Raw genomic sequence first — 11913 nt, forward strand, 5'->3', positions numbered from 1 at the left:
TGATTTTTCAAAATTAGCTAACTAATCGTAAACTGGTCAATTCGTATTTCTGCGTTTGACCAGTTATTACGTTATATTTTTGAATAAAAATTGATTGAATAAAAACGCATTTTCAGGATTAGCAGTAAACTTTGAATTTACAACCCAGTGAATCCTGCACTCGACGAAGAGTCAAGTTTTATAATGCACAACCCTATTTTAATGCGTATTAATTGCTGCTTTATGGTTCTCTGTTGATATAAAAATCTGACTTAAGTAATATTAACTGGCTATTTGGCAGTAAGATGAAATTACCTTGAATTTTAACAAATAATAAGTGAGGAATTTATGTCTGAAATTAATAAGCCAGAAGATAAAAAAACTGACCTCAACTGCCCATTCAAACCAGAACAATACCAGATTGGCAAGGACAGTTAACTGTCCCCGCTGGGACTTTCGCCTGGGCGTCAAGCCATGTGTATTTGGGGAAACAAGTGTATCGTAGTGGCTGGAATGCCCCTAAAGAGCACATGCGCCTTGCCCATAAATCGGAAGCGGGGAGTGCAGGTGATGGAGCTGCTTATATTGAAAAGAGTGATAATGAGGGTTATTGGGCTCATTGGCAGCCAACACAAGAAGACCTAATGGCTTGTGACTGGAATCTGTTGAAATCAGAACCTAAACCTAAACCTAAACCTAAACCTAAACCCAAACCTGTTGATTGTATGTTGGAATTTGATCTTAATGTGGGAGTTAACACTTGGGTTGTAGAAAGCACACCTCTTTGGGGAGCAAACACAGAGCCGAGTTTAAGTGCTGCTCCTTTTGGTGATTTAAATATGAGACCAAATAAGCTAGATATTGTAAACATATACGCATTCGCTGGCGGACGGAGTATGTGGAGGGGAGCACTACTTTTTATCGGTATAACTGTTAAACAAGATAAAGGAAGTTATCAAAAGGTAAGAGAGCTGTTTCAAAATAATGACCTTTGGGTAACGGTTGATAGCAAACATTATAATCTCGGCCATCCATCTGAGCGGGATGACAACTCGCCATCGCCTTATGATTACCTGTTTTCATATACAGGTACTGATGATGGAGAAAAATTAAGTGAGACAATAGAACAACATGTAAATAAAACCATGCACGTTTGTTTGAACTGGAAATAACTCACTAAATTTGCATTCTGAATTCAAGGCGGAACTTCGGTTCGGCCTTTTTCTATATTGGTCACAGTAAAATTTTCCTAAAGTGATAACTATACTGATCGAGACACAAAGTATCTTCAATGACGTTTGGTATGTATTGTATTTATTTTATGCAATTTAACATCAAGTGTTAAACAGGAGTGGGTGTGGAAACGATTTATGGCTCAGCATTTAAAAATTCAAATGCTGTGTATGCTTGCCAATTGAATGGTAAGGGCGGTATCACAGGCTTTGGGGAAAATTCACTTGCAACGGCAGAGCAGCCTTTCTGGCAGCATCTTGATTATAAAAATCAGGCCAGTTATCAATGGATTATGAATACAAATTTGCTACCCTCTCCGGTAAAAGAAGGGCTGGCAGGTAAAAGTGTTCGGCCTAAGCTAATTCGCACTGGAGAAGGTGCGATGATTACATTGCGGACAATTAACCGTAATGAAAATGCTCGTCCTGATCATTTGGTTTCATTCCGCATCTATATTAATGACAGAATGATTATTTCCAGTCGTCATCGGAAAATCTATTCGATAGATCAGGTCTTAGATAATTTGCACAATGGCATAGGCGCAAAAAATACGGGACATTGGTTGGTTGAAATAGCGGACTCTATTACCGATGAAGTGAACGATTTTATTGACGCGTTGCATGATAACTTGATTGAGTTTGAGGATGGCATTCTGGAACAGAAAATTCCCGGACGAGGTGAGTTAGTGTTATTGCGTAAGCAATTAATTGTTCTGCGTCGTTATATGGCACCACAGCGCGATGTCTTTATGCGTTTAGCCAGTGAAAAATTGCCCTGGATGAGTGATGAGGAGCGTCATCTGATGCAGGAAATTTCTGATCGCTTAGGGCGTGGGCTAGATGATCTGGATGGCTGCATTGCCAGGACGGCTGTTCTTGCGGATGAGATCACTTCTATTATGGCAGATGCTATGAACCGCCGTATTTACATGATGTCTTTGTTAACAATGATATTTTTACCCAGTACCTTTTTAACCGGGTTGTTTGGCGTTAATCTTGGCGGGATCCCAGGGAATGAATATAAGTTCGGGTTTGGTTTATTCAGCCTGTTATTGTCGTTATTGATTGCTGCTTTCACCTGGTGGTTAAGGCGCAGCAAATGGTTATAGGGTGCTATGAGGTATAAGGAAATCGGTGTTTCATATCCACTTTCCCTAAATCAAACGGTTAATCCCATTCAGTTTGAGATATATCAATAATCTGGATCTACAGTTAAGGCATTATAACCGTGCAGGTGAATACAACGTTGAGCGATGAACGTTGTGCTCCATATCCATAATTGTAGTGTTTCTCATATTGAGTTTATACAGAGTAATTGACGTGTTGTGCCGATGCTAAAATTAGCATCGGCCGTTTTTTTGTCATTATCTGATTTCGATGACATCCAATCGTTCTGCTTGAAAATCAATCTGTTCATCGGGGCTGATAGCAGGCTGTATCGGTAGCTCTTCCCGATCAAAAGCCAAATCTCCACCATCAATAATTTCACTGTCATGATTAATGCTTTTGAAATCGAACAGATTAAAGTCACTAAGATGTGATGGAACCACATTTTGCATGGCACGGAACATGGTTTCAATACGGCCCGGATAGCGTTTATCCCAGTCACGCAGCATATCTTTAATGACCTGACGTTGTAGGTTAGGTTGTGAGCCACACAAGTTACAAGGAATGATTGGAAATGCTCTAGCTTCAGCGTAGCGTTCGATATCTTTTTCCCGGCAGTAAGCAAGTGGGCGGATCACAATGTGCTTACCATCATCACTGATCAATTTTGGGGGCATACCTTTTAATTTGCCGCCATAAAACATATTCAAAAAGACAGTTTGTAAGATATCATCGCGATGGTGCCCCAATGCAATTTTGGTGGCACCTAACTCAGTCGCTGTGCGGTACAAAATACCCCGGCGTAAACGGGAGCACAGAGAGCAGGTTGTTTTTCCTTCAGGAATTTTTTCTTTAACAATACCGTAGGTATTTTCTTCAACAATCTTATACTCAATTCCCAGTTCATCCAGATAAGCCGGCAGTATATGTTCAGGAAAACCCGGTTGTTTTTGATCCAAATTAACTGCTACAAGGGAAAAATTAACGGGGGCGCTTTTTTGCAGATTCTGCAAAATGGACAGCAGAGTGTAGCTGTCTTTGCCACCAGAAAGGCAGACCATGATGCGATCACCTTCTTCGATCATGTTGAAATCTGCAATGGCTTGGCCCACATCACGACGCAGACGCTTTTGTAATTTATTGAAATTATACTGTTCTTTTTGAGTGTTCATCTCTGATTGTTCTTACTGTTTCTGATAGCTGTTCGGCTAAAGGCCTTTAAAAAATGATGATGATTTTATGGCGGAGAACATGAAAAGGGAACAATGATAGCGGATGAAAAGGGATTATCAATCAGAGTTAGCGAAAAATGCTTTATATCTCCCCACATGGGGGAGAAAGTCATTTTTATCCTTAGTATTTATTCTGAACCGGGAAGAACTGGATGATTAGAACTAAAATACCCACCAGTAAATAAGCGGTAAAAATACCAATTAACCATTGCGGCATGTCTAATGTCAGAAATGACCATTGTTTCATTGAACAATCACCAAGAGCTTGAAATACCGAAGGTAGCCATTCATTCAGTGGTAACCATGATGGGAATCTGGCAAAAAATTCACAAGTGTTAAAAGGGCCAGGGTCTAACTGCATCATGGTATGATCCCATGCCAGTTGTAATCCGCGCCATGCACTATAAAGCCACAGTAAAATAGCGAGCCAACGTAACGGGGTTTTGGGGGCAATAGCTCCCAATAGTGCTGCTCCCAAAATACCAAATAGAGCAACACGCTCATAAATGCACATTACACAAGGTTGTAGTTGCATAACATGCTGAAAATAGAGCGCAATAGCTTCTAATATAAGAGCGGTTAGCGCCATCAATAACCATGCACTTCGCCCTTGGGAACTCCGTTTTAAAAAATGAAACATGCTTCTTTTCCCATATCTTGAATATAATTAGTTACTTATTTTGCCGTTTTTCAAATCGCAAAAAAATAAATTTCAGTAATTAATAAATTTTATTAATTATAGTGGGATAACCCAACCGATTTTGACGAGATATTCAGTAACCGGAAGTAGCAAAAATTCGACACACAATAATCCTACTAATGTCATCACAATGGTGTAAGGCAATGCCATGATAACCATGCGACCATAAGATAAGCGAATTAATGGCGACAGGGCTGATGTCAGCAGGAACAGGAACGCTGCTTGTCCATTCGGTGTTGCCACTGAGGGTAAGTTAGTTCCTGTGTTGATAGCTACAGCCAGAAATTCATATTGCTGTTGTGAAATGAGGCCATTTTTGAGAGCGTTTAAGGCTTCATTAATATAAACCGTACCTACGAATACGTTGTCAGATACCGCAGAGAGCAGACCATTAAACAGATAGAATAGTGAGAGCTGTGAAGCAGGTGAAGATTGCAGTACAAATTGAATAAACGGCGAAAACAGTTGCTGATCAACAATAACGGCAACCACAGAAAAGAAAACAGTTAATAACGCAGTAAATGGTAAGGCTTCTTCGAAGGCTTTGCCTAAAGCATGCTCTTCAGTGATACCACAAAATGCAGTGGCCAGAATAATGACTGATAAGCCAATTAATCCCACTTCCGCTAAATGGAAAGCCAGAGCCACAATCAGCCAGATACCAATTAAAGCCTGAACCACAAGCTGAGTTTTTTCTTGGCGTGTACGTTTTTCACTCGCTTTCTGGGCATAATCTTCCAAAACGGAACGGACGCGCTCAGGTAACTCAGCGCCATAACCGAACAGCTTGAAATGTTCAACCAGCAGGCAGAGCAACAGACCACAAATAAAGACAGGGACAGTAACGGGCGACATACGGATAAAGAATGTCATGAAGTCCCAGCCAACGTGTTTGGCAATGATTAGGTTCTGTGGTTCGCCGACCATGGTCATTACGCCACCTAGCGCTGTACCGACTCCGGCATGCATCATCAGGCTGCGTAAAAATGCCCGAAATTGCTCCAGCGTCTGCTTTTTATCTTCATTATCAATGAATTTGTCATCGCTGAGTTCTGTATTGTCGTTTTGGCTAGCGCTGGAAAGGTAGCGGTGATAGATGGAGTAAAAACCGACAGATACACTGATAACAACGGCGATAACCGTCAGGGCATCAAGGAAAGCGGATAAGAATGCACTTGCCAGGCAGAATGCCAGTGCCAGCATTTTTTTGGAACGAATACTTAGCAGTAGCTTAGTGAAAACAAATAATAATAGCTGTTTCATGAAGTAAATGCCGGCAACCATGAAAATCAGTAGCAAGATCACTTCCAGATTGTTGGCTATCTCATGCCCTACTTGTTTTGGTGAAGTCATACCGATGATAACGGCTTCAATAGCGAGTAATCCTCCGGGTTGCAGAGGATAACATTTTAAAGCCATCGCCAGCGTGAAAATAAATTCAACAACGAGCATCCAGCCAGCAATAAAAGGACTGACAAAGAAAAAGGTCAGTGGATTGATAATAAGAAAAACAATGATGACCAGCTTGTACCAGTCCGGAGAATTGCCGAGAAAGTTTTTCACCACTGCGCGTCGGATACTGATTTCCATTATTATTAACATTCCTCTTCATGGATACATGGACGATTCTAAAGAATCATAGTACGCTCTAAACAGTACTAATTTAAGGGGATAAACTCATAATTAATCAGATAATAATTATATTTTTTTATGACCTCTTTCACTCTTTCGTGGTTTACTTACTATGTAACTATGTCGATCAGATGCATTCTGGTATGATCAGTGCCTATTATTAGCTAAGAAAACTGCTTTGGAATAGTTAAAATATGGTAATTAAGGCTCAGAGTCCTGCGAGTTTTGCGGAAGAGTATCTTATTGAAAGTATATGGAATAATCGCTTTCCACCAGGCTCCATACTGCCAGCAGAGCGTGAGTTATCTGAATTAATCGGTGTCACCCGAACTACTTTACGTGAAGTGTTACAACGCCTTGCACGTGATGGCTGGTTGACTATTCAGCATGGAAAACCAACAAAGGTCAATAATTTCTGGGAAACATCCGGCCTTAATATTCTGGAGACTCTGGCGCGTCTGGATCATGATCGTGTGCCTCAGTTAGTCGATAATTTACTGTCAGTCCGCACTAATATTGCAGCTATTTTTATTCGTACGGCATTCAGGCACCATCCGGAAAAATCATTGGAAGTATTGGCGGAAAAGAACAACGTAGAGGATACTGCTGAATCTTTCAGTTCCGTGGACTATGACATTTTCCGTGGATTGGCGTTTGCGTCAGGGAACCCGATTTATGGTTTGATTATTAACGGACTGAAAGGGCTTTATACTCGTGTCGGTCGTTATTATTTCTCGAATCCTGATGCTCGTAAGCTCGCTTTAAATTTCTATCAGCAATTGAGTGTACTATGTCAGGAACAGACCTATGACAAAATTATGGCATGTGTGCGCAATTATGGTAAAGAAAGTGGGATTATTTGGCATGGAATGCAGGGCATCATGTTCAATGAGTTAACGGAAGCTCGTCAAGGCTGATCAAATCCATCACCAATCTAGTTCATTGTCTAAGCTATTCTTTAAAGGCGTGCTGCTTTATGCAGTTCGCCTCTTTTTAGTTCATTTTATCACCATACCTATATCATGGTATTTTTGCCTTTTAATCAGTATTGACCCCTCCAAACTGTAAAATTCAAATTTTTAAATTATTATTCTGCTTAGTTTATATTGATTAAGATTTTTATTCTGAAATAAAATAAAAATAAGGTTTTAAATAAATTCACAAAATGTGAATAAAATGTTTCTTTTTGCCGAGAAAAACACTTTTTAAGATACTAATATAAGAAATTAATAGCATTTAATTCTTTTTTAATATGTTGTATTTAAAGTTATTTTAATATTTTTCTCATGATTTGAGAGATGGTATCCGTCATTATTTTGTAATTAAATTGTGACTTGAATCCTAAAATTCAACTAATCACTTTATAGTCTATTGTTCTGTATTGGATTTTCATGTTTAGCATATTATGCTTGCGTATATTACTCACCAATAGGGGGCAGAATGAAGGTCCTTATTTTAGGTAGTGGCGTTATTGGCGTCACTAGTGCCTGGTATCTGGCTCAGGAAGGCCATGAGGTTATCGTTGTTGATCGTCAGCATAGTGTTGCTGAAGAAACGAGCGCAAGTAATGCCGGGCAGATTTCACCCGGGTATGCAGCACCTTGGGGGGCACCGGGGATCCCATTAAAAGCAATAAAATGGGTGTTTCAACGACATGCCCCATTGGCTATTCGTTCTGATGGCTCACTATTTCAGTTACGCTGGATGTGGCAAATGCTGCGTAATTGTGATGCAGACCATTATGCTATGAACAAAAGCAGAATGGTGCGTTTGGCCGAATATAGTCGTGACTGCATTAAACAATTGAGAGTGGATACAGGTATCCAATATGAAGGGCGTCAAGGTGGTACGCTACAATTGTTCAGAACTAACAAGCAGTTTGATAATGCGGTTAATGATATTGCGGTGTTAGAGCAGGAAGGCGTTCCTTATCGGCTACTAACCTCAGATCAATTAGCATCAGCAGAGCCTGCACTCGCTTATGTTTCCCATAAATTAACGGGAGGATTACAGCTTCCTAATGATGAAACCGGTGATTGCCAAATCTTTACAAAAGAATTAGCAAAAATGGCAGAAAAAGCGGGTGTCAGATTTGTGTTTAACCGGCAGGTGAAACAAATTCTGGTGGATGGCGATAAGATAACAGGTATTCAGTGTGATAATGGCATCATGACAGCGGATCAGTATGTTATAGCAATGGGTGCCTATTCTACTGAATTATTGAAAGATCTTGTCACAATTCCGGTTTATCCAATGAAAGGTTATTCGCTAACAATGCCGATAATGGATGAAATGCGCTCACCTGCTTCAACAGTATTGGATGAAACTTACAAAATAGCCATTACCCGCTTTGATAATCGAATTCGCGTTGGAGGAATGGCAGAAGTCGTTGGTTTTAACCTGAATGTGCTGAAAAGCCGTTGTGAAACACTCAAAATGGTAGTAGAGGATCTTTACCATAATGGTGGCAATATTACTGAAGCCTCATTCTGGGCCGGATTACGACCAATGACACCGGATGGCACTCCCATTGTTGGTCCAACCAAATATCCTAATCTTTATTTAAATACCGGGCATGGAACATTAGGCTGGACGATGGCCTGTGGTTCAGGAAAATTATTATCTGACTTAATCTCTGGTAGGAAGCTTGAAATTGCGGCAGATGATCTCTCTGTATTCAGATATATCAATGGATTTAATACAAAAGTACTTCGGACGAAGCATCGTTTACATACCGCGTAAAGTAAATTAAAAGAGGCCATCATGCCACGTCCTATTTTGGCAACCATCCATCTCGACGTATTTCGTCATAATTTAGCTGTTATCCGCCAAAAAGTCGGTAATAGTAAAATCTGGTCGGTAGTGAAAGCGAATGCATATGGGCATGGGTTGGACAGAATATGGCAATCACTTAAGCAGACGGATGGATTTGCACTGCTTGATATGAATGAAGCTATTTACTTGAGAGAGCAGGGGTGGCAGGGGCCAATCCTGTTGTTGGAAGGCTTCTTCAAAGTTGAAGATTTGCAGATAATTAATCAATATGACCTGACAACCACAGTGCAGAGCCATTGGCAACTCAAGGCGGTGGAAGAAGCGGAATTAGATAAGCCCATCGATATTTATTTGAAACTTAATAGTGGTATGAATCGTCTGGGATTTACCCCAGACGAATATCCGCAGATAGTTTCAATGGCAAATGGGATAAAAAATATTAATTCAGTGACTTTAATGACGCATTTCGCTAATTCCGATAATGAAATTGGTGTTGATGGGCAATTCACCGTTGTTAATCGGCTGAATATGAATTCACTCCCTCACTGTCTGGCTAATTCTGGGGCAGTCTTATGGCATCCGCAAACACATGGTGATTGGGTCAGACCTGGAATTATTCTGTATGGTGCATCTCCCAGTGGGAAGTGGCGTGATATTGCGGATGTAGGCTTAAGACCAGCGATGAGTTTAAAAAGTGAAATCATTGCGGTTCATGATCTTGCCAAAGGAGAGAATATTGGTTACGGCAGCCGCTATACCACCCAATGTATGACTCGTGTGGGAACAGTAGCATGTGGTTATGCTGATGGCTATCCACGACATGCACCAACAGGAACGCCGATTATTGTTGATGGTATCCGTACTCGCTTATTGGGTGCTATATCAATGGACATGATGTCGGTTGATCTGACTCCATGCCCACTGGCAACAATTGGCAGTTCAGTCGAATTATGGGGTGAAAAATTACCGGTGGATGAAGTCGCAGAGTCAGCCGGAACGATTGGTTATGAACTGCTATGTGCTTTGGCCAGACGTGTCCCGGTCGTTGTAGAGTAGCATCAGTTTTTAGACAGGCATTTGTTCGTGCAGAGTTTTGTGCGAAGTTCTGTACGGAATAAATGCCTGTTCAGAACCCACACATTACCAGACTCAACTTTTATTTTGGCGGCAACGAATAACGGTAGCAAGTCTGCCTGGAGAACCATTTTTAGAAGGTTGAGGGGTGTTGATACGTGCAGTTTCAACGCAGGCAATGTTCTTATAGCCTTCCTTACTGATATCTTGCATGCTACTCGCTAGCTCAGCACCGGGATTCCAGCAGACTACATCACTATGGTGATAATGGTGAATTTCAATGGTACGTTTCCATAACTCATCCCTAATCAGACTGAAATTCTCTGGCTCTGTATAAATGCGATCCGTTCTTCCTTGGAAGCGCAAGTCTTCATTAGTGTATTGCTCTCTGTTTGTAACAGTATCAATAAAGTGATTACCTAACCCGCTGACCCGGATTTGATTGATGTTACTGATATTGAAGTAAGAGTGTAGGGCACAAGTGACTTGATAATCTCCGTGAGATTCCAGCTCTATTTCGCAAGTCTTCCCCAATTTAAAACGGGCAATAAGTGTGAATTCATGTGACCACAATTGTTTTGTGTATGCGCTATCTTGTAGTGTGAACATCAAAATCACACCATTCTCATTTTCATGATGAGCTTTGAATTCCCACGGTAATATCCGGGCAAAACCATGACTTGGTGTGCCCAGAGAGCCAAACCAAGGCCAACAGATGGGGATACCACCACGAATGGCTGTACCCTCGCGGAGTTTTGTATTATTGCTTAACCATAATACAGGTTTTTCACCGCAGGGTTGCCATGCCATAAGATGAGCGCCCTGGATACTGATTGCACCCCGGATTTTGGGATGAGAAATCACAATCAGCGGGAATTCATCAATATTCCTTTGACTGATATAAGGAGATATTTGTTTTACAATCGGTAATGAGAAAATTTTATCAAGCATCTACATGACCTTATATAAACCTGAATTGGATAATTGGTGAAGGCAAGGATAGCTTATTGCGGAAGAGAGGGGAAATAAAGCCACCTGTAAAGGTGGCTTATTAAACAACCGTTGAAAGTTCAATTAGTTAGAGATATGAGCAATCAGATCCAGAACTTTGTTAGAGTAACCAGTTTCGTTGTCATACCAAGAAACCAGTTTTACGAAGTTGTCGTTCAGAGCGATACCCGCTTTTGCATCGAACACAGAGGTCAGTTTTTCGCCATTGAAATCGGTAGAAACAACATCATCTTCAGTATAGCCCAGAATGCCTTTCAGTTCGCCTTCAGCCGCTTCTTTGATTGCTTCACAGATTTCTTTATAAGTCGCTGGTTTTTCCAGACGTGCAGTCAGGTCAACAACAGAAACGTTAGGAGTAGGTACACGGAAAGACATACCGGTTAGTTTGCCGTTCAGTTCTGGAATAACTTTACCTACTGCTTTTGCAGCACCGGTAGATGATGGAATGATGTTTTGTGCCGCACCACGGCCACCACGCCAGTCTTTTGCAGAAGGGCCATCAACCGTTTTCTGAGTCGCAGTTGTTGCGTGAACAGTTGTCATCAAACCTTCAACGATACCAAATTTATCATTGATAACTTTAGCTAGCGGGGCAAGGCAGTTGGTTGTGCAGGATGCGTTGGAAACGATGTCCTGGCCTGCATAGGCATTGTGATTGACACCCATAACAAACATTGGAGTGCTGTCTTTAGATGGGCCAGTCAGAACAACTTTTTTCGCGCCAGCAGTGATGTGCTTACGTGCAGTTTCGTCAGTCAGGAAAATGCCGGTTGCTTCAGCAACAACATCAACACCTACTTCGTCCCACTTCAGGTTAGCTGGATCTCTTTCAGATGTAACGCGGATGGTTTTGCCGTTAACAACCAGATGACCGTCTTTAACTTCAACAGTGCCGTTGAAGCGGCCGTGGGTTGAATCATATTTCAGCATGTAAGCCATGTAATCTGCATCTAACAGGTCATTGATTGCAACGATTTCAATGTCAGAACGCTCTTGTGCAGCACGGAAAACAATACGGCCAATACGACCAAAACCGTTAATACCTACTTTGATAGTCATAGTATTCCACCAGCTATTTTTTAGTGAATTAAAAGTTATTTCTAAAGTTACCAAAATCTTGTCAGTCGTCAAGCGGAATCGTGTCAACAATTGAAAAAGATCAATTTAGAAA

The 11913-nt window shown here is 41.1% G+C and carries 9 protein-coding genes and 1 pseudogene; 5 read left to right on the forward strand and 5 right to left on the reverse strand.

What is annotated here, in order from left to right; genetic code table 11:
* The first annotated feature begins 327 nt into the window (after positions 1–327).
* Positions 328–1151, forward strand: a pseudogene (locus HGO23_RS09440) (Thoeris anti-defense Tad2 family protein).
* A gap of 185 nt (positions 1152–1336) precedes the next feature.
* On the forward strand, positions 1337–2320 hold the full coding sequence (gene zntB, locus HGO23_RS09445; RefSeq protein ID WP_209028635.1) for a zinc transporter ZntB: 984 nt from the start codon (positions 1337–1339) through the stop codon (positions 2318–2320).
* Positions 2321–2575: 255 nt separating this feature from the next.
* Here the strand turns inward: zntB and ttcA are convergent, their stop codons facing one another.
* The 3 genes from ttcA to nhaB form a co-directional block, all read right to left on the reverse strand.
* Positions 2576–3490, reverse strand: coding sequence for a tRNA 2-thiocytidine(32) synthetase TtcA (ttcA, locus tag HGO23_RS09450; protein ID WP_099135203.1), 915 nt, complete (start codon positions 3488–3490; stop codon positions 2576–2578).
* A gap of 181 nt (positions 3491–3671) precedes the next feature.
* Positions 3672–4190, reverse strand: coding sequence for a disulfide bond formation protein DsbB (gene dsbB, locus HGO23_RS09455; protein WP_209028636.1), 519 nt, complete (start codon positions 4188–4190; stop codon positions 3672–3674).
* Positions 4191–4286: 96 nt separating this feature from the next.
* On the reverse strand, positions 4287–5840 hold the full coding sequence (nhaB, locus tag HGO23_RS09460) for a sodium/proton antiporter NhaB (protein WP_209028637.1): 1554 nt from the start codon (positions 5838–5840) through the stop codon (positions 4287–4289).
* Positions 5841–6076: 236 nt separating this feature from the next.
* Here nhaB and fadR point away from each other — a divergent pair, with 236 nt between their 5' ends.
* From fadR to alr, 3 genes are all read left to right on the forward strand, one after another.
* The gene (gene fadR / locus HGO23_RS09465) at positions 6077–6799 is read left to right on the forward strand and encodes a fatty acid metabolism transcriptional regulator FadR (RefSeq protein ID WP_099135206.1); all 723 of its coding nucleotides are present in this window, start codon (positions 6077–6079) and stop codon (positions 6797–6799) included.
* 523 nt (positions 6800–7322) lie between these two features.
* A complete protein-coding gene (locus HGO23_RS09470) occupies positions 7323–8624 on the forward strand; it encodes a D-amino acid dehydrogenase (RefSeq protein ID WP_099135207.1) in 1302 nt (433 codons plus the stop codon).
* A gap of 21 nt (positions 8625–8645) precedes the next feature.
* Entirely contained in the window at positions 8646–9713 is a 1068-nt protein-coding gene (gene alr / locus HGO23_RS09475; protein WP_209028638.1) for an alanine racemase, read from the forward strand.
* 93 nt (positions 9714–9806) lie between these two features.
* Here the strand turns inward: alr and HGO23_RS09480 are convergent, their stop codons facing one another.
* Positions 9807–10682 (reverse strand): D-hexose-6-phosphate mutarotase, encoded by an 876-nt coding sequence (locus HGO23_RS09480; protein WP_099135208.1) that lies wholly within the window; start codon positions 10680–10682, stop codon positions 9807–9809.
* 123 nt (positions 10683–10805) lie between these two features.
* The gene (gene gapA, locus HGO23_RS09485) at positions 10806–11801 is read right to left on the reverse strand and encodes a glyceraldehyde-3-phosphate dehydrogenase (RefSeq protein ID WP_099135209.1); all 996 of its coding nucleotides are present in this window, start codon (positions 11799–11801) and stop codon (positions 10806–10808) included.
* Positions 11802–11913 lie beyond the last annotated feature (112 nt).

Source organism: Xenorhabdus budapestensis, assembly GCF_017743015.1.
Taxonomy (GTDB): Bacteria; Pseudomonadota; Gammaproteobacteria; order Enterobacterales; family Enterobacteriaceae; genus Xenorhabdus; species Xenorhabdus budapestensis.